The 25,023-nt window shown below is 36.1% G+C and carries 20 protein-coding genes; 6 read left to right on the forward strand and 14 right to left on the reverse strand.

Annotation, left to right across the window (positions count from 1 at the left end):
- Nucleotides 1–105: 105 nt before the first annotated feature.
- The 4 genes from EHQ24_RS10700 to EHQ24_RS10715 all read left to right on the forward strand — a co-directional run bounded on the left by EHQ24_RS10700 (nt 106) and on the right by EHQ24_RS10715 (nt 5,078).
- Complete coding sequence (locus tag EHQ24_RS10700; RefSeq protein ID WP_135601628.1) at nt 106–798, forward strand: nitroreductase; 693 nt, start codon at nt 106–108, stop codon at nt 796–798.
- Nucleotides 799–868: 70 nt separating this feature from the next.
- Complete coding sequence (locus EHQ24_RS10705) at nt 869–1,471, forward strand: class I SAM-dependent methyltransferase (protein WP_135588166.1); 603 nt, start codon at nt 869–871, stop codon at nt 1,469–1,471.
- Nucleotides 1,472–1,540: 69 nt separating this feature from the next.
- A complete protein-coding gene (locus EHQ24_RS10710; protein WP_135601629.1) occupies nt 1,541–2,989 on the forward strand; it encodes a M20/M25/M40 family metallo-hydrolase in 1,449 nt (482 codons plus the stop codon).
- A 13-nt stretch (nt 2,990–3,002) separates the two neighbouring features.
- Nucleotides 3,003–5,078 (forward strand): TerD family protein, encoded by a 2,076-nt coding sequence (locus EHQ24_RS10715; RefSeq protein WP_135601630.1) that lies wholly within the window; start codon nt 3,003–3,005, stop codon nt 5,076–5,078.
- A gap of 113 nt (nt 5,079–5,191) precedes the next feature.
- On the opposite strand, the gene EHQ24_RS10720 is transcribed toward EHQ24_RS10715, so the two are convergent.
- The 6 genes from EHQ24_RS10720 to EHQ24_RS10745 form a co-directional block, all read right to left on the reverse strand.
- Nucleotides 5,192–6,076: a hypothetical protein gene (locus tag EHQ24_RS10720; RefSeq protein ID WP_135601631.1), complete on the reverse strand. Its 885-nt coding sequence runs from the start codon at nt 6,074–6,076 to the stop codon at nt 5,192–5,194.
- A gap of 154 nt (nt 6,077–6,230) precedes the next feature.
- Nucleotides 6,231–6,722 (reverse strand): L,D-transpeptidase family protein, encoded by a 492-nt coding sequence (locus EHQ24_RS10725; protein ID WP_208725750.1) that lies wholly within the window; start codon nt 6,720–6,722, stop codon nt 6,231–6,233.
- A gap of 113 nt (nt 6,723–6,835) precedes the next feature.
- Nucleotides 6,836–7,273: a type II toxin-antitoxin system VapC family toxin gene (locus tag EHQ24_RS10730; protein ID WP_135601632.1), complete on the reverse strand. Its 438-nt coding sequence runs from the start codon at nt 7,271–7,273 to the stop codon at nt 6,836–6,838.
- Nucleotides 7,273–7,554, reverse strand: a complete 282-nt coding sequence (locus EHQ24_RS10735; protein WP_244310382.1) for a type II toxin-antitoxin system Phd/YefM family antitoxin — start codon at nt 7,552–7,554, stop codon at nt 7,273–7,275. The genes EHQ24_RS10730 and EHQ24_RS10735 overlap by 1 nt, the downstream gene beginning before the upstream one ends.
- A gap of 1,224 nt (nt 7,555–8,778) precedes the next feature.
- A complete protein-coding gene (locus EHQ24_RS10740; RefSeq protein WP_135601633.1) occupies nt 8,779–9,489 on the reverse strand; it encodes an SH3 domain-containing protein in 711 nt (236 codons plus the stop codon).
- A gap of 67 nt (nt 9,490–9,556) precedes the next feature.
- Complete coding sequence (locus EHQ24_RS10745; RefSeq protein ID WP_244310383.1) at nt 9,557–10,051, reverse strand: ankyrin repeat domain-containing protein; 495 nt, start codon at nt 10,049–10,051, stop codon at nt 9,557–9,559.
- A gap of 24 nt (nt 10,052–10,075) precedes the next feature.
- On the opposite strand from EHQ24_RS10745, the gene EHQ24_RS10750 reads away from it, so the two are divergent.
- Nucleotides 10,076–10,903 (forward strand): prohibitin family protein, encoded by an 828-nt coding sequence (locus EHQ24_RS10750; RefSeq protein WP_135601634.1) that lies wholly within the window; start codon nt 10,076–10,078, stop codon nt 10,901–10,903.
- Between the two features lie 82 nt (nt 10,904–10,985).
- On the opposite strand, the gene EHQ24_RS10755 is transcribed toward EHQ24_RS10750, so the two are convergent.
- From EHQ24_RS10755 to EHQ24_RS10785, 7 genes are all read right to left on the reverse strand, one after another.
- Nucleotides 10,986–12,839, reverse strand: coding sequence for an ankyrin repeat domain-containing protein (locus EHQ24_RS10755; protein WP_244310384.1), 1,854 nt, complete (start codon nt 12,837–12,839; stop codon nt 10,986–10,988).
- 207 nt (nt 12,840–13,046) lie between these two features.
- The gene (locus EHQ24_RS10760) at nt 13,047–16,031 is read right to left on the reverse strand and encodes a TonB-dependent receptor domain-containing protein (protein ID WP_135601636.1); all 2,985 of its coding nucleotides are present in this window, start codon (nt 16,029–16,031) and stop codon (nt 13,047–13,049) included.
- Between the two features lie 106 nt (nt 16,032–16,137).
- Nucleotides 16,138–16,707: a hypothetical protein gene (locus tag EHQ24_RS10765; protein ID WP_135601637.1), complete on the reverse strand. Its 570-nt coding sequence runs from the start codon at nt 16,705–16,707 to the stop codon at nt 16,138–16,140.
- Nucleotides 16,708–16,758: 51 nt separating this feature from the next.
- Nucleotides 16,759–18,522, reverse strand: coding sequence for a hypothetical protein (locus EHQ24_RS10770; protein ID WP_135601638.1), 1,764 nt, complete (start codon nt 18,520–18,522; stop codon nt 16,759–16,761).
- A gap of 159 nt (nt 18,523–18,681) precedes the next feature.
- Nucleotides 18,682–18,939 carry a hypothetical protein gene (locus tag EHQ24_RS10775; protein ID WP_135601639.1) on the reverse strand — a complete coding sequence of 86 codons (258 nt, stop codon included), beginning with the start codon at nt 18,937–18,939 and terminating at the stop codon, nt 18,682–18,684.
- 58 nt (nt 18,940–18,997) lie between these two features.
- Nucleotides 18,998–20,020, reverse strand: a complete 1,023-nt coding sequence (gene mltG / locus EHQ24_RS10780) for an endolytic transglycosylase MltG (RefSeq protein ID WP_135601640.1) — start codon at nt 20,018–20,020, stop codon at nt 18,998–19,000.
- Nucleotides 20,021–20,065: 45 nt separating this feature from the next.
- A complete protein-coding gene (locus EHQ24_RS10785; protein ID WP_135601641.1) occupies nt 20,066–21,160 on the reverse strand; it encodes a UDP-N-acetylmuramate dehydrogenase in 1,095 nt (364 codons plus the stop codon).
- Between the two features lie 50 nt (nt 21,161–21,210).
- Here EHQ24_RS10785 and EHQ24_RS10790 point away from each other — a divergent pair, with 50 nt between their 5' ends.
- Nucleotides 21,211–21,573: a Spx/MgsR family RNA polymerase-binding regulatory protein gene (locus tag EHQ24_RS10790; RefSeq protein WP_135601642.1), complete on the forward strand. Its 363-nt coding sequence runs from the start codon at nt 21,211–21,213 to the stop codon at nt 21,571–21,573.
- Between the two features lie 165 nt (nt 21,574–21,738).
- Here the strand turns inward: EHQ24_RS10790 and EHQ24_RS10795 are convergent, their stop codons facing one another.
- Nucleotides 21,739–24,957 carry an efflux RND transporter permease subunit gene (locus tag EHQ24_RS10795; protein ID WP_135601643.1) on the reverse strand — a complete coding sequence of 1,073 codons (3,219 nt, stop codon included), beginning with the start codon at nt 24,955–24,957 and terminating at the stop codon, nt 21,739–21,741.
- Nucleotides 24,958–25,023: the final 66 nt, after the last annotated feature.

Consider the following 25,023-nt stretch of genomic DNA (forward strand, 5'->3'; position numbering starts at 1 on the left):
CTCATTCTACGGAAACAAAGCAAACATTATACCAACCGGTCTGTATGAAAAGTGCTTGCCCAATACATACCGACTGGTATGTATATATTTCAGGAGAAAATCCAAATGAACTCGGAAATGATATCCATCCATGAAATTGCCACCTCAGTATCGGAAGCTCTAGAAACTAGACATAGCATCCGAGAATATCTTTCTAAACCAATTCCAGATGAAATTTTACAAAGGATCTTTCATAAAGCCTTAAGAACTCCCAGTTGGAAAAATTCACAACCTTGGAAAATCCATATCGTGAGCGGTGAAAAACGAAACCAACTTTCTGCGGAACTAGTAAAAGCTGCTTACGAATCCGCACCCAGACCAGAAACCAAGTGGCCAGAATCTTACCCGAGTGATGCGAAAAAACGAATGTTTGATTTGGGAATGAAAATTTATGAAATGGCTGGGATCGAAAGAAAGGACAAAGATGCAAGGAATCAGTTTATGCTTCGCAATTTTGAATTTTTTGGAGCTCCTACAGCTGTCTTCATTACATCCAAATTTGATCTAAATTATTATGTGGGAATTGATTTGGGATGTTTTCTTCAATCGGTGTTACTTTTGGCAAGGGAAGAAGGTTTAGGAACTTGTGCACAAGCTGCCCTCAGCTCCTTTCCTGATGTGGTCAAAAATTCGTTAGGTCTTCCCGCAGAAGAAAAAGTGATTCTGGGTTTGAGTATTGGGTATCCAAAACCGGATTCCAACCTAAACCGTTTCCATACTCCACGAGAATCAGCCGAAGATTTAATTCGTTTCTATTGAAAAAGGATTTCTAGTCTAGGAACTTTGGTATAAAATAGAATCACTGATTCAAAATGAACAGAGGAGTCGTATGTATACCAAAAACTTCTGGAACGAACGTTATGCGAATGAAGAATACGTTTATGGCAAAGAGCCAAATGAATTTTTACGTTCACGACTTCCTAATTTAAAAAAGGGAAGGATTTTATTTCCTTGCGAAGGTGAAGGAAGGAACGCTGTATTTGCTGCCGGCCTCGGTTGGGAGGTATTTGCCTTTGACCAATCTGAGTCAGGAAAAGAAAAAGCAATCGCCCTTGCGAACGAAAAGAATGTTTCTATTCATTATGAAATTTCGGATGTACTCGGTTATCCTTATGCTCCAGAACAAATGGATATGGTTGCCCTTATTTTTTCACATTTTCATAAATCCATACGCACAACGGTTCATAGGAATTGTGTCCGCACCTTAAAACCAGGTGGGATTTTGTTATTGGAAGCGTTTTCACCAGACCAACTACAATATACATCGGGTGGACCTAAAGATCCTGACATGCTTTGTCATTTAAAAGACTTACGAATGGATTTTTCGGAAATGAATGTTGAATATGAAGAAGCTCTTGAAACTGAACTGAATGAAAGTCCATTCCATAAAGGAAAAGCAGCCATCGTCAGGTTGGTTCTAAGAAAAAATTGAAATAGTTTTTACTTTTAAGTTTTGAAATCCATGATTCTCTTTTTCTCACTGATTGTGGGAGAAAGGTCTATGAAGTTTAAGAAGTTATGGATTTCGATTCTAGTGATAGCGGTATTCGCTATACATTGTTCTTTTGGGCAAAAAGTAAAATATGCAGAACTAAAAAAAAACTATCCCAAAGTAAATTGGGAAAATCGTAAAGCCGAGGCTGTAAAACTTTTATCGGATCTATTAAAAATTCCTTCGGTTCGTGGTAATGAAATCCAGGTAGCCAAATACATACAAGCAGTCCTCACAAAAGAAGGAATTCCTTCGCGATTGGTTTTTGATCCTAAACATCCAACTAGACCCAACTTAATTGCAGAATTGCAAGCAACCGTACCGAATCCAGAACCAGGGATCATCCTCGCAAACCATTTAGATACAGTAGAATTTGATTCGAAAGAATGGAAAGTAAACCCTCTATCTGGAACAGTAAGTGAAGGCAGAGTTTGGGGGCGTGGTGCGATTGACATGAAAGGAATGGCGGTTATGGAGTTACTTGCCTTTTTAGAAATCAAACGTTCCGGAATTCCAAGAACAAGGAAAATCATGTATTTAGGACTCGCTGATGAAGAATCGGGTTCCGTGTTAGGTGGTAGATATATGACCACTACCCAAAAACATTTACTTGAAGGTTACGAATACGCGATCAATGAAGGTGGTGTTGCCACGAGAGACATTGTCATTCCAGGAGCCACAATCTTTAACATCCAATATGCGGAAAAAGGAAACATTTGGTTACGGGCCAAAATCACAGGAACGAGCGGGCATGGATCTACTCCTCCCAACCAATATCCGGCTCTATCCTTAATTCAATTTTTTAATGAAGTGAGAGAACTTGAATCTGATATTCGTATCACAGAAGAAACGGATGTTTTCTTTTATCAATTGGGAACTATCAGTTCTTTTCCCAATTCATTTTTTCTTAAAAATGCTAGAAACCCTTTAATCAAACCATTATTACACGGAACGATTCGAAGCAATCGCCACCTAACTGCCATGACAACCAATACTAAATCCATAACGGGATTTCGTACGACAGAAGGGGAAGGTGGGGAAAATGTCATTGCAGGAGAGGCTTCCGGAAGACTTGATATCCGAACATTACCTGGTGTGGACATCCAAGACTTTGCCAATAAGGTAAAAACAATTGCGGAAAAGTATAAAGCGGAAGTGACATTTACAGATATCAATCCTACCGATGTATCTCCTATCAATACTAGTCTTTTCAGCACATTGGCAGCCGTTTCTGTAAACAAATTTCCAAATAGTACGGTGACTCCGTTTCTTTCTCCTGGAAAAACGGACAATTCTTACTTAAGACGATTGGGAATTAAATCCTATGGTTTGATTCCAGCAGTTCTCAAAGCAGAAGACATTGATGGGATGCATGGAAAGAACGAAAATATGACGATCGATAATTTGGAACTGGGAACAAAGATTTTATTTGAAACCTTGGTAGAGATGAATCAGTAGAGTAAAAAATATTTTGAATAATATATACTTAAGACGAAAAAAAAAGATCATCATTCAAAGGAAAAACAACCAACTTGAAGATGTTTATATTTCTACCTTATTAAAAAACGTTGAAAATTTAGGTTATACATTCTCTGCAGAAATCATCGAGATATTAAAAACTTACTCAGTCGATGAAATTGAAGAGTTCTATCGTGAGATTATAGGTAATTTAAAACAATTACTAGGAGATCATGTTAGTTTTAGACCCATGTACCCGAATTTCCCCAGACAGGTAATGGAGGCTAAAGAATCAGAATTATATCTAAATGCTTGGCTTCATTATTTTGGCGATTGGTTAGGAATTAGAATCTTACCTCAATATTTAAAAGAACAAAGACCTACTTTAAAAGATAATATTAACTTAAAAATTATCGAGTTAGGCAACGATCAAGATTTCAATCTTATCTTTACTAGACTTGTTGGTTCAAATATTCCTGTTTCAGAAATAGACAAAGAAGATATTGAATGGTTTGTAAAACATTTTCAAGATTCTACTATCAAGTATCTTCCAAAGGATATCCCCCTAAAGGAAAATATTGCATTTATTGGAGCCTCTTTAACTAAATATACTAATATTGCCGACTCCTTTATGAGAGAAAATTTTAAAACGGCAACTGACATACTTCGTTATATAACGGTTTTATCAGATGGAGACGTAAGTCTTTCAGAAAATACAAAATTTAAAAATATTAAAAAAAGAGACCGTCGGCTCATATTATCCTTACTAGAGAATTGTACTTCGTTAACAGAAGATATGTTGCGTTACCGTGAACAATGGAAACGAATTGGAGAAAAAATTCATCCATTTGAATTTAAAAATAAATATCCAAAGTGTTATGACGCATTCGACGTTATTAGGAATGACAAACCATTTGAGACATTCAATCGAAAACTTGAGAAGTTTTTGAATGAAAAAAATTTAGAGCCTTTAATCACATTATTAAAAAATCGGCCTGGGGAATTTGCCAGAAAATTGGATAAATTGATTCGTATATCCAAAGATGCGAACCCAATCATACAAACATTTGAACAAATAGCTGACAAAGTATCTAATTCTGTATTATTACAAGTTTTAACTCATTTTAAATACCGTAATCAAACACAAGACTTGCGTATTTTTTTTCCTAAAGGAAATGTTAGTAAAGTACAAGCAATAAAATATAATCTAAACCAAATTGATGAAGTCACTCGTCTCAAAGTAGTTTCAATTTGTAAGAACACTTTGGTTCAAAAGTTCAAAAACAAGGAACCTTTAGGAAATGTTTATATTGATAAAAGTTTAGAAAAATATATTGTACCTTTTGCATTAAGATCGTCGTCAAAATCTTTAAAAACAATTTCCAGAGGTAGTAAACTAGATCTACCAGATGGAAATACGGTGAGGTTTTTTATTTGGTGGAAAGATGGAAAACAAAGAACCGATATTGATTTGAGTGCCATTGCTCTCGATACAAATTATATATTCAAAACAACTATAGCATATTTCAATTTAAAAGAATTGGGAGGTTACCATAGCGGAGATATAACCTCTGCTCCCGACGGAGCTTCCGAGTTTATAGACATCGATATCAATCAATTTCTTAATTTCGGATCTCGTTATATTATCATGTCAATTAATTCATACACACAACAGCCATTTGTTGATTTACCTGAATGTTTTGCTGGTTATATGATCAGACAACACCCAAATAGTGGTGAAATTTATGATCCCAAAACAGTTGAGAATAAATTTGACATTACTTCGAACACAAAAATTTGTATTCCTCTCATTATTGATCTTGAAGATAAGAAAGTAATTTGGACGGATATTTCCATCACGGATAGGATCGGTTATAATAATAATGTGATTAATAACTTGTCCTCGATTTCCCTTATGAGTAAAGCAATGACATCACTTATGAAACCAAGTCTTTATGAACTTTTCCAACTACATGCAGAAGCCAGGGGAAAAAGAACAGAATCAAAACAAGAAGCAAATACAATTTTTAGCGAAAAAGAGGGAATCACTCCGCTTGATGTTGAACAAATCATTGCCAATTTTTTATAAATTTGAAATATTTGTAATGAGGGCTATTTGGTTGCTTCCTTCTATCGTTAACTCTAGCGACCAAGCTTTCCCTCTTTTGTATTCATATTTTTTACGCCTTAATTTTAAAGCATTCAAAGTTTACGATTGCTAATACTGGATTTTAACAAGTATCCATCAATCTTTCCACTTCTAACTTTCACCCAAAGAATGTTATCGTAATTAATTTCAGTCATATTAATTCGATTTTCTAGAACTTTAATTGTACCATTACGATCAATGGTTTTTAGAATGCGTGAATCGAGATTTTTATCCTGATAAATATTTGCATGTCTATCCTCATTAATTTGATAAATTCCTTTTTGAATGATATCAATTTGATCGGAGCAACTATGATTACATTTAATGGGAAAAGATGTTTTTTCAATCGTAGAATTGTTATTATAATGAAACTTAGTTCCACAATTTTCTGCAGAAACGTCAGGTGAATAGGATTTGATTGTGTTACAAGTAAATGAATAAATTCTATTATCTTTGAAAGCTATATTTGGACCAGAATTCCACATAACAGTATTAAAAAACTCTCTCGGGTATAAAAGATCATTCGCTTCAAAACCACGATAAAGATACATATTAAAATATACCTTAGTGACCCGTTTCCGATAGTTTTCTTTGTCTTCTAAATTGATTAAATCATCAATATTTTCTGGAATGTAGCCTTTTTTTAATAATTTAAATCTATAAAAAGTTTTTAAATTAGAAAGTATCGGATAACTGATAATGATTCTTTCCGTGAGATTGTTTACTAAAAAAGCTTCTAAGATAGGTGTCCCATCATTAAGCCAATGAGCTAAATAACCAGCATTTGAATCTTTTAAGAACCATTCTCCATTTTTAAATTGTTTTGCATAAATTGGAATATGCGAAGGTCTAGTTGTAATGATTGGATTTTTTTCTTCTTTATTCCCGCAATGAATCAATAAAAATAAAATAGGAATCATATATTTATGGTATTTCATGTTTGGAGTTTTCTCGTTAATATTTTTCTTCAGAATTTAAAAAACATCCAGCTTCTTCATTTTCAATGTTTAACGGTTCACTTATGGACTTACCTGAAACAGTTTTTTTATACTCTGATTAAAAATTTTTTTATAAATAAAGTTATTTATAAAACTAAGGTTCAATGATTATTTTGGATCCGTTTGGAATAATTTTAAATAGCATATCCATTTCCTCATTGTTGACTGCAATACATCCATGAGTCCAATTTAAGTAGGAATGCAGGTGTCCAAACCAATTCCAATAGTATTTCATTCCATGAATGAGTATTCCGCTGCCAGGGTTTTTATTTAATTTTTTAGCTGCTTCTACTTGATTTCTATTTGGATAAGAAATATGCAATGCTTTATAATATTCCCATTCATTGATTCGATAATCGATAGTGTAGATTCCTTCTGGAGTTTTACCATCTCCTTCTTCCAATTTTTGACCTTTTGGTTCAAATCCTAAGGAAATTGGGATTTGAAGTATGGTTTTTCCATCCTGTAACACTTTAAGTATTTTTTCAGATTTGTATACATAGATTGTTGGTTTAGATTCAGAATATAAATTTGTTACAATTAATATATAAATAAAGAGCATTATAGATTTTAACCTTTTTTTCATAATTAATTTCTATGATTTTTAGTTCTTTCGCATAACGAACTAGGCAAACCGACTTAGGCTGGCCGTGAGTGCCGAAGCGCAGCGTTTCCGCGATGTTATACGAAGGTTCGCACTTATTTCCAGGTATAAATACCGATATTTAAACCATCTTTTTTTGCTGCTGTTGCTAAGTTATTATCCGCACTAAGGAAGAATGTTTCTTCTTCTAATTCTTTAAATAGAAGAATTGCAGAGACGAGGTGAATAGCATCGAAACCACGGAGTAGGTATTTTGAGTGAATTCTGTCCAGTTCCGAATTTATTGAATGATCAACATTAATTTTAACTAGCTGATCCCAATCTGACTTGAATTGTTTTATTATGACTTCTTTTACTTTGTCAGAGAACTTATCAATTTTTTGTTTTTTATTAATAGTCCCGAGGATTTCAGAGTATCCAACTTGTGATATGGCTAGATATCTATTTTCATTCCATATATTTAATACAGTGTCAGAGGCATATTCATCAAAGTATTTTTTTATAAGAACGCTCGAATCTAAATAATAGAACATTAACGATCGTTGAGTAAGATTTCGGATGCTTTCATTTTTGACTTTGTCTTAAGTGGAGTAGGCGATTTACTTTGCTTATCCTTACTTGGAAGTTGTATTATACCTTTCTCAGCTAAAAGATACATTTTTTCAATAGTAGTCTTTTGTTTGCTTGGTTCTTTTATTAGTCTAGCAATAGGTTTTCCATGATCAGTAACGATTACTTCGTTCCCAAGTCTTGCTTTATCGAGATACTCGCTAAGTTTAGCCTTTAGGTCTCTCACTCCGACGTAGATCATCATCTTGCTCCAAAATTGTGGTTACAATTACATGATAATGGTTACATTAATAAATATCAAGACGAAAAATTACAAATTAATCGTTGCTTCGTCTTGAGTAAAAGTTTTCGAACTTTCGTATAACAGGCTAACCTACGTAGGCAGGCCCTGAGTCCCGGAAACGGGACGTTAAGGACTGGAACGACGCTTGCTTAAGCAAAAGGAGTGACAAAAGCCTATTTGTCGTGGACCGAGCGAGGGCGTAAGTCCCGAAGTGAAGCGGTTAGTCGCTGTTATATGCAGTGCTTCATTTAGCAAGTTTGATTTTGTTTTCATATAGCTTCTTTTGCCAATATCTTATTGTAACTAAGAAAGTTATATATGATAGAATGCATAATAGAATGCTTACTGATTTAATGAATAGATTAATAGTAATATTAGAGAATTGAAGTGAAATACTGAAAAGGAAGAGAGTTGTAAGTATTAAGAATATTAACAAAAATATAATTATTTTTTTTGAACTAAGTAATGAGCCTAATTTAGAAAAAACGTTTTTGAAGTTTCGTGTTCCAATAAATATAATGCTAAAAATTGAATAAGTAAATATAAAGAATTCAGCTAAATTGAATACAATAGGAATTCTTAGATATTTCAGAAGGCTTATTCGAAATTCTATTTTTGGTGGATTATTTAGAATTTCAATAATTATAACGAATGAAATAGGTATAAGTAAAATCAATGAGAGGTTGGATTGGAATTTTCCAAAAGTCCAAAAGAAATCCCAATATGGAATTTCTTCATTATATTCTTCTAGTGAGGTTAATTGATAAATAATTTTATAAAAATTGTAAATTATATATATCGTACAAACTATTGAATATAGAAGAATTATATAAAATTCAGTCCCTTTGAAGTTTTTTTCGTCAAAACTTGAATAGATAATTGAGACACTTATTAAGAGAATAAATATAGTAAGCCATTCTCTTGCTGTTCTATTATTGTATAAGCATTTTATAGTGGTAGTGTATTCTTTCATAAATTTTTCTTTAAAGGTTTAATAATATTTTTGAAGTATTTCGCTTAACGAATTAGTCTACTCGACGTTTCCCGATCCTGAGTCCCAGCGGGACGTTAGGGACTGGCATGTAGCTTGCGTATGCGAGCGAATGCCAGAAGGGAAATGTGGCGTAGCCCAAGCGAGGCCGTAGTGCCGAAGCGCAGTGAGTAGACGCTGTTATGCGCTGGTCCCTAGTTATCCAATTTGATGTATTCTCCAAAAATCCAACCTTCTTTTTGGTCAGAATTTTTTAATAAACACCCATTATAAGAATCAGAGATAGGAAAAATCAAATACCAGAAATTTTTCTTATCACCGATATAATCTTCATTTTTTGTTTTAGCAATAACTGTAATTGTATAATTTTTAGGTATGAACGAAATTTCCTTATTACTTATACTTTCATCATCCAAGTGACTAAAAAAGCATTCAAAAGACTTTGAATCTTTCGAAGGTTTTTCTCTCATTTTTAGATTAGAAGTAACTGTAGCATTTTGTAGACCTTGAGTAATAACTTGAATTCCTTTGAAGTTTCTAATTAATCCTTCATTTACCTTTTTACTTTTATTGTATAAAACTAGTTTGTTATCACAAAGTAAATATTCTTGATATTTGATCGATTCTTCATCAATTTTAGTAAAACATTTGAAATCTTTTAATTTTTTGTTTTTACAATTTGAGTTAACATTAAAGAAATTATAAATATTTTCTGAATATGTAAAACTAGCTGTAAAACCATCGCAACCATCTCCTTCACCATTTAGAAAATATAAAGCTTTTGAATTTTCCAATTGTAAGATCATTTCGTTTGAACTTATGGAGTTCTCCCCGAATATTAATTTTTCCGAGTTTAAAGCTAATGGGAGGAGTAGAATGACTATAAAGGATATTTTGTTTTTCATTTGTATTTTTTTCAAATTTTAGGGACTTGCGCATAACAAATGATATTCGCAATTGTATTTTAACTTCCTATTTAATCGAAGAAAGATACTTCAATATCCCCTCTTCTCCTCGTTCTTCGGCCAGTTCCATAAGACTTACCCCACCCACAGTTTTGACCTTGGTTTCCGCACCAGCCTTCACCAAAAGTTTGACCAAGTCCAAGTTTCCACGGTAAACGGCGCGGTAGAGAGCTGTTTCGCCGGTGGTATTGCGGAGGTTTACGTTGGCACCTTTTTCGATTAGAAACTTTGCCATTTCCAGTTCTTCATCATCTGTCGCTTTGATTAAAGAGGAATTGCCTAAGGAGTCCTTGGCATTGACGGACACACCTTCCGCCAAAATTGTTTTTACTAATTCTAAGTTTCCCTTTTCGACTGCCTGGAACAGGCGGTACTCCCTACTCATAGGAGCTTTGATTACTGTTTCATCTTCCATACAGAAAAAGGTGGATCCAATCATTAATAAAAAAATGACAACGGAAAATCTTGGGAATAAAAATCGACTGGATAAAAATTCTAACATCGGTTTTAGTCTAATGGTTTAACTATGAAACGTCGATCCATTTTTCCAACCAGTTTCCAGTTCCTTTCCATTTTGGGTGTGAGCATTTTTTTTACATCGTGCCTCTCCATCATCAGTCCAGGAGAGGTGGGTCTGATGTGGCGGCCGTATAGTACGGGTCTCAGCCAAAAACCTTTAGAATCTAGAGTGCAAACGTATATGCCTTGGAACAGTGTTTATGTCTACTCCGTCCAATGGAGCAGTTACCAAGAAAAAGTAGAAGTACTCACCCGCGATGATTTAACAATTACAGTTAGTGCGGCAATCATCATCCGACCGATCCAAAACGAAATTTATGAGTTGGAAATGGAAATTGGCCGAGGATATTATGAAAAGGTAGTCAAACCTCAATTTCGAACAGCAATTCGGAACATTCTGTCCGCTTATAATATGGTTTCTATCTCGAAAGAAACACCTAACGTTTCTGCCCAGATCAAAAAATCTTTGAGCGAAAAGTTAAAGGACAAACACGTTGAAATTGATGATGTGATCATTGATGATGTAGAATACAGTCCTTCCATTTTGAAAGCGATTGAAAGCAAACTTACGAAACAACAAGAACAGGAACAAATGAAGTTCGAAATCAATATCGCCAAACGTGATGCAGAGATCCAACAAATCTCAGCTGATGGTAAAGCGAAAGCGGTTCTCATTGAAGCGGAAGCCCAAGCAAAAGCACAAAGGATGATTTCAGAATCTTTAACTCAAAAATACATCCAATTGAAAGCTATGGAAAATCCAAATAATAAATTGATCTTTGTACCAAATGGAAAAGATGGATTGCCGATTATAGTAAATCCTGAAGGGAAATGATTTCTATTTTTCATATTCCATAAGCGAAGACTTATTTGAAATTAGAACTTCGCCTATGGAAAACAGATTTTTTATCGGAAGATCAATTCATTGGTGTTCCCAAGTTTTTTAAATTTAGATTCTGATCTACATTTGTTGGTTCAATTTCGGATCGAAGGTTTCTAGTCTTTGTCATTGACGTTAATGGATTCTTTGGATTAGGTGATTTCGAAAGAGATACCGATCTAGAAAGTGATTTTGTTAACGGTTGCAATAAAGTAACAATCTGAGTATGTCCCCTAACTTCGGATAACCGGAGAGCATTCCAACCATCCACAGTAAATTCTATATTTGCTTGATGAGAAATGAGTGCCTTCACAGAATCAGTGCGCCCGAAGTAAGCTGCATATAACAATGCCGACCAACCTTCATTGATTGTATTTGGATCAGCTCCTTGGTTCAAAAGGGAAATCGCTTCTTCTTCCCTTCCTTCATAGATAGCAGCTACCATTGGTTTGCCAAGACTGGGATCAATTTTTACTTTTGTAGGTTGTGGTGTTGGACTGTCATTTGTTGAAACAACACTCGTTTCCTTTTGGAAAGGCGATACTAAAATAATTTCTAATTGGTCTGCCAATCCGGTCAGATCGTTGACCCAACCAAACCTTCCATCCGGCAAATGAAAAAAACGAGCAGCCGCTCGAAAAGATAAACCTTTACCAGAACCAAAGACTTGTGGTTTAGAGACTATAGTTCCATCTTTTTTGATCAAACATGCTTCCAAATTCATATTTGAAATTTTGGGAAACCATTTGTCTTTTTCTGCACCATCATCAGTCATCCACATAACAAACAAATAATCCTTTCCTAAGGGAACTATCCTTGGAATTCTTTCTCTTTGTTTGGTTGTATTGGTTAAATAAATTGGTTTAGAAAGCCCAGCTTCAGTTTTAATTAGTAAACCAATATCATACGAAGAACGATCTAAATTCGAATCAAATGTGATCCAAGTTGTGCCATCTTTTGAGTATAGATCACCAGTGGAAATCGGAACGTATTGGTAAATTTCATTTGGTCCGGCTTTAGGCACAACAATCGGTAACTCACGTTTACGAGAAGGAAAACTATTCACCACTAAACCTCTTGGATACGCGTCCCCAACGGTTACCAACACGAGTTGATTGCCATCATTGATAAATCTAGGTCGAAAACTATGACTCACATTCCATGTAAAACCTTCAGGTGTTTTGCCATCTGATTTCAAAACTCGTCTACCGTTATTGTCAAAAAATGCCAAATATTCACTTTGATGAGTGACTCCATCATTCGATTTGCGATAAGTAGAAAAATAAGTCGCATAATTATTGTCAGCTGTTTTGGCGAGGGTTAAAGTTCCAAATGTCGTATCGATACCCTGGTCACCAACATTTTTGTATTCTTTGGTACCTACAATCTTATAACTAAAGTTTAATTTTCCGGAAGTAGAGTATTGATTGATATAAGCCGTATGAAAATTCTTAGTTTCGTAATTACCTTTTTTTTCAATTTCAAAGGCAGATAATAAAACAGTTAGTCCATTGGAATCGGCGATGGTATCTTCAATACGAAAGTTTTTTAAACTCACAAAATCTTTTAGAACTTTGAAATTAGAATCTAAAATTACAATTCTCCCATTGGAACCACCATCGTTGTATGTAAGGAAATATTCGCCAGATTTGTGATACACTAGTTTTGGTGCGGGCGTACCATCAGACATCGCAGTTGTATAAGAAATGGATGTTTTCGTTAGGTGGTAATGATCAGTTGGAATTTTTATCGAAATCCGTTCTGTAGATTCGGCAATTTTATTAATATCTAAAATGATATTGGATTCTGCAGAAAGATATGAGGAAAGAGGGAATAGAAGGCATAAAAAAAGGAGAAAGATATTTTTCAGTATATTGAAGTTCCTGGGCATACAACTCACGTTCATTCTTTTTTTCATTTCAGAATTTTGTATGATTGGTTTTAAAAAAACAAGAAAGAAATTTTTGAAGAACGGAGTTCGATTTTATTCTACGGAATGTTTTCAATCAAAAAGAAAGAAAATACTCCAAATTTGGAAGAACCGGGTTGCAACAACTCATTAAGAAAAGAAACCCCGCTTTTGCGGGGTAGTGATATTTTAGAACTTATAACCCATTGACATAGAGAAGGAAACCCCTTCACGATAAGAACGGAAAAGTTTTTCTTCATTGAGTAATTCATCCTTCACATAAATTTTAAATCTTTGGTCTGTTACGTTTTTTGCCGCAAATTTAAAATCCAGTTTATCATCCATTTTGTGAGAGAAAACAATGTCTGTTAATCCAACGCCTCGTTCATAAGCATCTGGAGTTCCATTAGCCCCAACAACAAAGATCCTATCGCCAAAGTAGTTGTAGTATAAACCAATTGTTGTAGTTTTTAATTTATTCAAATACACATCAAACTTCAAGTTTGCTACGAAGTCAGACTGTCCTTGTAACGGTCTTCGAATGTTTGTCGGATCGTAAGAAAAACTTCTATCGATAGGATCTAACAATCCAGCCTTAGAAATTGTATACTGTTCCCAAGATACAACATTTACAAGTGATTTGATAAAGAACACGTTGGTTTCAAATCTAAATCGATCAAAGAATTCTCTTCTAAAATCTAACTCCACTCCTCGGATGGTTGCTCGGCTAGCATTAGCATAAGTGAAGAAGGGAGAAATCTGACCAGCAACCGGTTGCCCTATCAACTCAATAGGATTGGAGAGGTCTTTGTGAAATACACCCGCACCTATGTAGTTTGCTCCACCCATAAAATATTCATATCGAAAGTCAAAGTTATGAATGTATGTTCTTTGAAGATTTGGATTTCCTCTAATTCGATCTCCACCGAAGTATGGAGTGAAAGCAAAAGGAGACATCTCACGAAAATCCGGTCGAGTTAACGTTTGAGTATAACCGAATCGTAAATTTTGATCTTGAAGGAACTCATAAACGAAATTTACACTAGGAAGTATATCTTTTGTTCTAATTTCACCAACACCATTGTTGTCAGCAGAACAAATATTATTCTTTACTAATAGAATTCGTTCTCCTTCTGAGCCAGTATCACATCCATAACCTGGTCGTCTTACATCGAATTGTTCTTTTAGAACGAATGTTTTTACTTTTTGGTAGGAATCCTCATAACGAGCTCCCCCGATAAACCGAAACTTCGGAAATAATGGAACATCAAATTGAGTGAAGTATGAATGCAACTTTTGGTAAGCATCATACGCATTCGGCTCAACTTGTCTTTCTGAAAAAGTTCTATTAGCAAGACCTGTACTATTGGTTCTTAAAAATTCTAATGGATTATAAACAATTTCTCCAGGCACTGGATATAAATCATTAGTTGTTGTTCCTATATTCGACTTAGACCCAAATTCTCTAAAGGTAAATGATTTGAAACGATCCAAGGCGGAACCACCAAACTTAACTGAAGACTTAAGTCCGTTCCATTGGTCAAAAGGAACTTCATAGGCTACGCTAAAACTGCGAACAGTATCATTCGAAGTAGAGTAGAATCTAGAACCGTCAGGGTTATTTCCTAATCTAGTAGGAATCGTTGTTACTGGACTTGTTGAAGACCTTCGCCAAACTTGTTGCGTCAAATTCGGTTCATCCCTTTTAGCTTCCCCGTAATTTACTTGCCAATCAAGAGTATGTGGTCTACTCAAAGAACCTAAGTTGACCGCATGTTTTCCACCAAAACTGGAGTTAAACAACTGTCTGCTGATGAAGTCATTGGTTTGAGAAAAGAATTGAAAATTATCAATATTATTAGTTCCAACAGATTCTCTAACTGATTTTTCTGATGAAACAGAATAAAAATTCTTTAAGAAGAATTGTTGGCCACTCATTGGTTCATAAGCAAAGTTTAGATTGTTTCCGAACAAACGATCTTCGACATAGATATCCGCATCTTGTGTCTGCAACGGTGAAACAGTCGTTAAATCTTTAACAGATAGAGAAACCGGGTTCCCTGGAATGTACCTTACATCTTTTTGGCGTCTAAACCGATAATCAACAGAATGTGTAGTTCCGAATATTACACCTAACCTCTGACCCGATTCCGTTAATTTAAAAGTATTTCCAACAGTTAAATTGAAGTTTTTATCATACGGTGCTTTTGTAGTGTCCGGTGTCCACTGTGAAGGAAAGGAAGTAGCACCAATATTGATGAGCGTAGGATTGATTCCGCCAAAACGACTACCTGGCTCAAAAGGTAGAAAATCAGGAACCGCTTTGACTGCGGAAGGGAGTTCTTGATTTGCAGTTGGTCTTCCAAAAAAATCTCCTCCATCAAACGTTTGCCATTTTTTTCTCGTTGTATTTCCGTTATAACCAACACCGAATCCAACTTTCATCGTAAATTCATCTGGATATTCTTTTGTTTCAATTTTAACAAGTCCGCCGGAGAACTCCGCCGACTCTTCTGGAACGAAAGTTTTGATGACACGAATGTTTTTGATTAAATTTGCAGGAAACAAATCTAATGGTACTACCCTTTTATCAGGTTCTGTAGAAGGTATATATGCATCGTTTAAATAAGTGGAAGAATATCTTTCACCCAAACCACGAACAAACACATACTTACCACCAATCAAAGTAATCCCTGTGACCCTTTTGATTACATCACCAGCAGATGAGTCTGGAGATTTTTTAATTGATTCAGCACCGATCGCATCTGAAACTGTAGCCGATTTTTTCTGAAGTTGTAGTAAGGAAGCATCCGATTCATTGATAGCTCGATCTTTAACTTCTACTGTCTGTAACACTTGCGCACCAAATGTTACATTCATTTGACTCGGTTTTCCAGAACCTACAACGATCGTTCTATTTTGTGGACCATATCCATACATTTGATATTCCACTTGGTAAGTTCCAGGAGGAAGTTCTAAATTATACTTTCCGTCAAAATCAGTTTTAGCGAATTTTTTTTCCGATCTTACAACAATGGTAGCACCGAATACCGGTTCTCCGTTTTCTGAATCAATGATAGTTCCTCTGATTGATCCATTACTTTGACTAAAGAGTTCAATAGAAGTAAATAGAATCAGTACAGGGAGAATGATTATCTTCTTAATTAAGTTCATAAATTCCTTCAGAGCCAAGCTTATAGAATTTACTGATACGTAAATGAAAAGGGATTTGAATTGAGTTACGTTTACGTGAACTAGTTGTTACAAAATGATTACAAAACTAAGGACTTAAAACACCAACTTTATAACCTGAATTCGTTTGAAAGACCATTTTAATCTGTTGGATAGTTACTGATTTCCCCGCGATCTTAAGTTTTAAATTTCTAGGTTTATATCCTTTTAAATTCCCATATAATCTTGGTTTTTCCCAATCAATACTTTCGATAATAAAAGTTTTTTCTGCTAGAAGGTTACTAAGTTCAATAAGGGCAAATTCTTCGCGGCGTTCTAATACTTTTCTGTATTCGACAAGAGGAGTTGTATCAAGTAAAGTTCCAGATCCTTTGGTGTTCGGAAAAATTACGGTCAATTTTTCTTCCCAACTAACATAGAAAGTTTCTGCTTTTTTAGTTTTAGAAATTTCTTTCAAAAAGTTCTCAATAGCGAGTTCTTTTGTTTTTGAAGAAACAGACCAGTCTTTTGGATTTAAACGATAGGAATCAAATTGTTTATGATCCTGTTCAACTTGTAAGATAACTTTTTGATTTTTGGCTTCCATTTGTTCGCGCCAATCTTCTTGGCTACAAAATGAGAAACTTAAGAGGGAGAATATAAGTAGAAGATTACGCATAATAAAACCTAGTGACCTTGCCTTAGGCCACTAGGTAAAGTTTTAAATTAACTATCTTGCTCTATAAACAGTCCAGTCTTTAAACCAATCAGTAGTTGCACCACCGATGTAAGTTCCAGAAAGTGTTCCGATTGTTTTATAATCTGGTTTTGAATCACCGAAACCACAATTGGAAGTTGATCCATCGGAAGTTATTGGAGTTGCACTAATCGTAGTAGAACCAGTAGGAGTGATCGCAGTAGTCTTTCCTGTTTCATATGCTAGATTTGAAATTGTACCAGTTACTGCAGGAAAAGTTCCCGTTGTAGAAGTACTAACTGCAGCTGGATCAGCAAAACCGTAGACAATTGCTCTGTTGATTGTTCCAGCGAATCCTTCACGGAGTCTCATCCCTTGACCAGAAGGGATATTTGCCCCAATTAAAGTAACGTTTGTGATGGCAGGATTTGTACATCTATTCAAAGATCCTGACGCACAAGATCCACCAGCACCGCTTGTCGCATCAGTTCCATCCATCTCAAAGCCATGAGGATCTGTTGAGAAGGAACCACCGCAGGAGGAAGGATACTTGTGGCCGATTAGATTTGTCATCGTTCCGGTAAATGCTTCATCTAAGTCGAAGTCATCATCCAATCCGCCAGTTGCTAATAGGTTTGACCATGTTCCAGATCCACCCCATGCTTCAAAACCATCATCGAGACCTCTATGAACTTGCACATGGCTTAGCACAGATTTAGAAGCATAAATCGACATGTTATTCAACTCATCTCCCGGTGCCACCTCGTTTCCGGCAAATTCTATAATGTTATACGACATATTCAAATTTTCTACGTCTGAGCCGATTGCCCCACCGTATCCTTGTGGTGTGGTTCCTTCTGTGTTGGATGCCCGTGAAGCTCCACTAGTTCCAATCATAACAATACCACCCCAATCGCCAGGAAAACGGGATCCAAGAGCACTTGCTGATGACCAACAAATTGGATCTGCAGCTGTTCCATTAGAAACCAATTTCGCTCCTTGTTTGAAGAAAATCGAAGATCCTCTTTGTCCAAAAATGGCTGTTCCTGGAGTTACTGTGATCGTAGCTCCCGATTCAACAAAAACGGTTCCTTGAAGTAAAATACCACCTGACCAAGTTTCTGAACCAGAAATAGAACCAGATTTAATTACAGGACCACCAGAAAGACGTTTTCCGTCGCAAACATTTTCACCTACAGTAGGACTAACAATTGGATACTCACCCTTAACAAAAACGTTCACACTCTTTACTGTTACGCTGTAACCAGCTGCAGTGATTGGGAATGCGGCAACGTTGGTTCGGTCATTCAAGTCGATATTCACCGAAAGAGTTCCATCACCTAAAGAGTTCGTGAAGGCAGTACCTGCTAACGCAGTCACAGTAGAACAGGAAGTAGTATTGTCTGCACCTACTGCTTCGACTGCAGAAAGTGTTAGAGTTCCCGTTAACGAAGTAAGGCGAAAGCTAAGAACGAACTCTCCATCAAGGGCACCTGCTGCACCAGCAGTTGCATACGAGTTTGTTTGACAAGTAGTAAAGTCAGATAGATTTGATTGACCACTCGAAAGAATCCCGCTAGAATCAGCGAGAGTTACTTTTCCGTCTTTAATGGGAAGCCCACCAGAAGTTTTTAACGTTCCCGTCAACACCACTGTATATTCTGGTTGGTTTAACAAAAGTGCCAAACCAGCAAAGAGAAGTGTGTTGTCATTTTTTTTGCCCGGACAATTCACTGTAGTGAAACCCAGCATGGCGATGATAACCAAAACCAGGCTTTTATTGATAATTTTTTTCATTTTAATCCTCTTTCGAAAAAATCGAATTTATTTCGCTAGCGGGTCTTCCCGGAAAGGGATTCGCAAAAATTCTCCCTCTAGCAATTGAAACTATGTTCTTTATTTGTTACAGAGGGATGACAAGCTGGTGAAGGTTTTATGAAGGTTTGGTGAAAGAGGTTATTTATGTAAGCGGCCTAATATCTTTACTAGGTTACTTTTTATTCTACGGATTTGGTCAGGAGTCAACTGGAGTTCTCCCTTTTCGGCTTTTTCTATGACAAGTTCTGCTTTAGTGACAAAGGTAATGGCTTCTTCATCGATTGCTTCTTTACGCTTTTGTTTTTCTCGGTAGGCTTCTAGGGCTTTTTGTACATCCAAAAGTTCTTTGGAAATTCCTCCGATTGCAATATTCAATTCGACAATGTTTTCATCCATAGATAGTTGATTTTAAAAAAGTTTAATTTCCAATGATCTATTTTTGCTATTGCATTTGTTATTGATACAAAACATCGATGAATTTCTTTTTTGCATCCAAATGTTCTTTGAATGTGGCAGAAAAATAATGGGAACCATCTGGTTTTAACAAAAAGAATAATTTATCAGATTTCATTGGTTTAAATGAAGCTTCTAATGCAGGTAAACCTGGATTAGAAATTGGTCCAGGAGGCCATCCACCGTTAATATAAGTATTATAAGGTGATACTATTTTAAGATCGGATTCAAATAATCTTTTTTTAGGTTTATCGAATAAGTATTGGATGGTAGCGCAAGATTCCAAATTGATATTTTTTTCAATCCTAGTTAAGAACACACCTGCCATCATCGGTCTCTCTTCTTTTCTAACAGCTTCTCTTTCTACGATTGAAGCCAAAACCACACGAAAATGAAGGTCAGCTGGTTTGATATCTTTTGCTTCTGGAATGGATTCTAATTTTTTATAGAATCTTTTGATCATCATTTCCGTAATTCTTTCTAAAGGATAGTTCAGCGGGACAGAATATGTTTCCGGAAATAAATAACCTTCTAACGTTTTTGCAGGGATATTATATTTTGTAAGAAGTGCAGGACTTTGGGTTACTTTTAGAAACTCTTCTCGTGAGATGGCAAGTTTTTTGGAAACTAACAAATCACCGATCTGGCGATTGTTATATCCTTCAGGAACGGTAAAATTAACCAGTTTTACTTTTCCTGAAATGATGACGTCTAGAATTTTGCGAGAACTCATTCCATCGTTGATATCGTATACACCTTGTTTGATTTTGTTTCCCGCTCGTGTAAACTTCATCAAATAGTTAAAGTATACGGAAGATTTGATCATTCCTGCGGCAGCTAACTCTCGCACTACACTCGATGATGGTTCTCCTGAATCAATGATGAGTTCATATTTATTTTGACCATCACCAACAGCTCCACCTTTGATCTCATCAATAACGAAAAAACCAATCAGAGCTAAAACCAATAATAAGGAAACACCAAGTCCTGACAGAATCAGGTATTTTTTAAGTTTCGAGTTCATTCCATCCCCATTCTCTTTGTTATATCGACAATTACCAAATCTTTTTTATGGCCGTACGACCGGTTCCATTTCCAATCGAACAAAAAATTTCTCAAATACAGTTTGTCTGACTGATTCTGCCATTTCTAAAAGCGCCGTAGTCGTTCCGCCTATATTGATTAGACCCAAACAATGGTTCTCTGAGATCCCAACTCCTCCAGGATATTTGGTTCCTTTTTGGATTCCTGAGTTTTCAATGAGCCAGGCAGCAGAAAGTTTTTTGAATCCTTGCGACTCGGGATAAACTGGTGGGTTAACAAATCCATGTTTTTTAGCAGTTTCTATAAACTGATCGGTTTCTCCATCCGATAAGATGGGGTTTGTAAAAAAAGAACCTGCCGATCGGGTATTGGGATCAGCTACATCCAACACCATTGATTTTTTCTTTCGAAGTTGGATCACCAAATTCCTGAGTGTTTCCATTTCTCTCACTCGTAATTCCAAGTTAGGTGTCTCTTGCTCCGAAGTGATACTGTCGTTCGAATGAAAGTTTTCCCATACCTTTTTTACTTCTGGGTAACGTAAACAAGGAGATTTTAGTTTGGACAATTGGAAAGTGACTGAAACCACAATCCAATCTTTATAGATTCCCGATTTGAATTCACTGTTACGATATTTAAACTTACAATTTTCGTTAGTCAGTGTAATTATCTCTCCCGCTGGATTCATACATTCTACTTTTAAAATGGAATCTTTTACTTCCTGGCCATAAGCTCCAATATTTTGGATGGGGGAGGCACCCACAGAACCTGGAATTCCAGAAAGACACTCAATGCCAGCTAATCCTTGTTTTACTGCATATTCAACAAATTGATCCCAAGGAACACCAGCACCTACTTGGAAAATTGTATGTTCGTCATTTGTATCCATACAACGAATTCCAGGGATTAACATTTGAAGAACAACACCTGGGAAACCAGAATCGCGAAATATAGTATTGGATCCACCACCCAAAACAAAAAAAGGTTGGTTTTCTTTTTTACAAAATGTTAGGGCCTTGGTTAGATCTTCCTTAGTTTTGACAGAGATAAAGTATTTTGCCTCGCCACCCAATTGGAATGATGTGAGTGGAGCCAAGGGGATATTGTTTTGAACCAACATAGTTCCAATAAAAAGTTTCCGCAAAAATCGTAAGTAAGAAAATCAGTTCTATGAGTCGTTCCAATCCCAAAGTTTACGAATATTCTGGTTGTAGTACCTGCCGCAATGCCCTGAAATTTCTAAAATCAAAAAAAGTGGAATTCCAACAAATTCCCATCCGCGAAACCGCTCCTTCCGTTAGCGAATTAAAAAAAGCCAAACAATACTTAGGTGATATTAAAAAACTTTTTAATACGTCAGGAAAAGATTACCGTGAAGGCAATTGGAAGGAAAAATTGGGAACTCTTTCGGAAGAACAAATTTATAAAGAACTAGCTGCCAATGGAAACTTGGTTAAGAGGCCCTTTGTTGTGGGGGATGGTTGGTTTTTGCTGGGGTTTAAGGAAGAGGAGTGGAAGGGGAAGTTGGGGTAAAGGGTGGGAATATGATCTCCCCGCCCTATTTTTGGGTGGGGAACTAGACCCGCCGCCCAATGGTTACCTCTTATCACAGTTTCGCTAAAAAGGCAACCTCTCCGTCCAAAAACCATTTTTTTTAAACCAAAAGTTCATACTTCGTACGAGTGGAACGATTAATATCTACTTTCGCTTTTGACTTTTTGGTTTTGCTAACGGTGGCTCTGGTTCATCATCCTCTCCAATATCAATCTGAATGAGTTTGGTACTTCGATTGATCCGATTTTGTTCCTTCACCGATTTTCTTTTTTCATCCATTTTTAACAGAAATTCCATAACAAATGGTAACACTAGCCTAGAAAGCGCAGTGGCAACTAACACACCAAAGATGACAACTGTTGCCAGTGGTCTCTGAACTTCCGCTCCAGCCATTGTTGATAAAGCCATAGGCAAAAATCCAATCGCTGCAATAAACTCTGTAGTGAGAACAGGTCGTAAGGATAAAATTCCAGCAAAAACAACTGCTTTATCTATATCAACTCCTGCATTAATTTCATCTTTTAAAGTCGATGCATAAACTACTCCATTCAAAACAGCAATCCCACTCACTGCAATAAAACCTACGGCAGCTGGAATACTAAACGGTAACCCACGAATTAATAATCCAAGTATACCACCTGCAGCGGCGAGAGGAACTACGGAAAAAACTCCAACTGCATAATACACACTTTCGAATGCTGCGATTAACATAAAAAATATAATTGCAAGTGCGACAGGAACAACAAGAACCAATCGATCTCTTGCACGAACAAAGTTATCAAACTGACCTCCCCATTCAATTTCATATCCTTCAGGTAAAGCATTCTGAATGGATTCCGTTTTCTTTTTGGCTTCATTGATATAACCAACGAGGTCTCTTCCCCGAATGTTCACTTCGACAAAAATTCTTCTTTTTAATCCTTCTCGGTAAATTGCAGAAGCAGAATCAAGAATATCGATATCGGCTACTTGGGCGAGTGGAACAGTTGTTCCGCGAGATGTCATGATAGGAATGTTTCGAACAGAATCGATATCTTTGGCTTGTAAATCTAATCTTAATACTAAATCATATCTTCTTGCACCTTCAAATATTTTACCTGCGGTAGACCCAACTCTCATCATCTCTACTGTCCGCAAAATCTCCGATGCAGTAACTCCATAACGAGCCATATTATCATAGTTTGTATTAATTTGTAACATCGGAAGACCTAACAATCGTTGAACGCGTAAATCTCCAGTTCCATCTATTTGACTCAGAACACTTGCAACTTTGTCTGCTTGCGTTTTTAATGTTTGCAGGTCATCCCCATAAATCTTAAGAACGACATCTGCTTTCGAGCCAGTTAATAATGCATTCACCCGATTCTCAATTGGTTGTGACATGCTAAAATAAGTGGATGGAATGGATGAAATTAATTTTGCTTTCAAAACATCCATCAGCTCTTCTCTGGAGTTTGCATTCACCCAATATTTTTTTGGTGCTAATTTCACCATAACAGACGTTTCTTCGGTACCTAAAGGTTCTGCAGCAGATTCACCACGACCCACTCGAGAAACAACACTAGAAATTTCGGGGAAAGGTTTTAGAATTTTTTCTATGTCTTTATTTAAATCTTTGGAATAATCAATTGCCGTTGAAGGCAAACGTTTTGCATCAATTTCGATTTCCCCCTCATCAATTCTTGGTAAAAATTCCGATCCCAAATAAGATCCTAGAAAAAAAGAAATGATGACTAAAAGTAATGAGAATGATAAAATTTTCTTTTTTCTTATGTTTCCCCAGTTTAGCAGTAAAACATAATATTCTTCAATTTTTTCCCAAGCATGTGCTTTATGAATGAAAGGTCTTTTGTAAAAAATAGCAAGGCTTGCAGGAAATACAGTAATTGAGAATACAAGTGCACTTGCGAGAGCTAACGCAACCGTGATTGCCATCGGACGAAACATACGTCCTTCTACTCCCTCTAAAACCATTAGAGGTAAATATACCAACATAATGATTGCGACAGAGAATGCGGCTGCCTTACCTACCTTCTGGCATCTTTCTAAAATAATACCTTCAGTAATACTTTTAATTTCATCTTCATTCATTGGGCGATTAAATTTCTTTCTACCCATATAAAAACCAGCTAACACTGATTCTAACATTACAATAGAACCATCCACAAGTAATCCGAAATCCAATGCACCTAACGACATTAAATTCCCAACAACTCCGATATATTTCATAAATATAACAGCGACTAACATAGATACTGGGATGGCTAGGGCTACGAGGATCCCTCCTTTCGCAGTCCCAAGAGTTAATATCAAAGCAAAAAATACTAGTATAGCACCTTCCGTAAGATTAATAAAAACTGTTTTTAAGGCACGATTGATAAACTCAGACCTGTCATAAAACGGTTCGATTTTCATACCTTGAGGAAGTGTAGCACGAATTTCCTCGATTCTTTGTTTTACATCGCCTACAACTTCGCGAGAATTTTCGCCGAGTAACATAATGACAGTGGCAGCGACCACTTCTTTACCATTTTTAGTTGCAATTCCGAAACGTAATGCTGGCCCCTCCTTCACAGTAGCAATTTGACCCAACAAAAGCGGAATTCCATCAGCAGCTGTTCGCACTGCTACTCTTTTGATTTCATCGATTCCTTCAAATTGTCCTTCACCTCGAATGACAAGTTGTTCATAATCTTTTTGAACATAACCACCACCTGTGTTGAAGTTTGCAGTTTTTAAATTATCTAAGATTTCTGAAATTGTAAGATTATGAACCTGCAATCTCCTTGGGTCGATTAATATTTGATATTGTTTGAGAGAACCGCCAAGAGTATTTACCTCGATGACCCCAGGAACACTTTTAATTTTTTTGGAAAGATCCCAGTCAATAAAACTGCGCAATTCTGTTTCGTCATGATTTTCTGAAGTTAAAATGAATTCATAAATATCACCTAACGCAGTGGCAACGGGAGCTAGTTCCGGTTTTCCATACTCAGGTGGAATTTCTGCATCTACTAACTTCAATCGTTCATTGACTATCTGTCGTGCGAACCAAATATCTGTTCCGTCTTCAAAGATAACAGACACAGAACTGACACCAGCACGAGAAATGGATCTAATTTCCGTAGCACCAGGGATTCCGTTTAACTTTAATTCAATAGGGTAAGTAATAAATTGTTCCACTTCAAATGGAGTCAGAGCAGGTGAAGATGTTACCGCAGTTACCTGAACATTGGTTACATCAGGTACGGCATCGATAGGTAAATGAAATGCATTTATAATGCCAACCAAACAAAAAACTAAAGCAATCCCCATTACTTTAAATTTATTTTGAATGGAAAAGGCAACAATTGATTCAATCATAGAGTTTACTATATATCAGACTCTCTAAGTTGATTTTTCTGGCTAGTGAAACTTGATAAAATGTAT

The organism is Leptospira noumeaensis, assembly GCF_004770765.1.
In the GTDB taxonomy this organism is placed as follows: domain Bacteria; phylum Spirochaetota; class Leptospiria; order Leptospirales; family Leptospiraceae; genus Leptospira_A; species Leptospira_A noumeaensis.